Source organism: Streptomyces sp. N35, from assembly GCF_016464295.1.
GTDB lineage: Bacteria > Actinomycetota > Actinomycetes > Streptomycetales > Streptomycetaceae > Streptomyces.
Map to the genome: position 1 here is coordinate 1 of NZ_JAEIMH010000016.1, position 702 is coordinate 702.

Consider the following 702-nt stretch of genomic DNA (forward strand, 5'->3'; position numbering starts at 1 on the left):
CACCATGTCCCCTGCCGACCAGGCTCTCCTGGCCGCCGTCCTCGCGGACGACCCCGCCGCCGTGCGCGCGGCCCTCGCCGACGGTGCCGATATCGAGCGCCGCGACGCACACCGTCGTACACCGCTCCTGATCGCCGCGGCGGACGAATGTGTGGCGGCGGGCGAGGCGCCGGGCGGCCCCGGCGCCGGCCCGCCCGCCGGGGGCGGCCGGCCGGGGAGGCCCCGGCTGGTCACCGGCGTCACCGGCAGTGTCCGCATGATGCGCGCACTGCTGCCCGGGGGCCCCGATCTCAAGCTGGTGAACCGCTTCGGCGGCATCTCCTTGATCCCAGCGGCCGAGCGCGGCCACGTCGACTACGTACGGGCCGTGCTGCGCGAGACCGAGAGCGACGTCGACCACGTGAACCGGCTCGGCTGGACCGCCCTGCTGGAGGCGGTCATCCTCGGCGACGGCGGCCGTGCGCACCAGGAGATCGTGGAACTCCTGATCACGGCGGGCGCCTCACCTTCACTCGCGGACGGCGACGGCATGACCGCGCTCGAGCACGCCGAGCGGCGCGGGTTCGACGAGATCGCCGGTCTGCTGAGGGCCGTACGGTGACCCGGCGCAGCGCACGGGACCGCACCCCGCGCACCATGGCCGCGGGGGGCGTCACGCTGGCCGTCGCCCCCCTCCCCCCCCGCGGGCGCCCCCGCCGGGCG

The 702-nt window shown here is 76.8% G+C and carries 1 protein-coding gene; it reads left to right on the forward strand.

The genetic code is table 11. From position 1 onward, the window contains the following. Nucleotides 1-4 precede the first annotated feature (4 nt). Entirely contained in the window at nucleotides 5-601 is a 597-nt protein-coding gene (locus JAO81_RS11520; protein WP_199547793.1) for an ankyrin repeat domain-containing protein, read from the forward strand. Nucleotides 602-702: the final 101 nt, after the last annotated feature.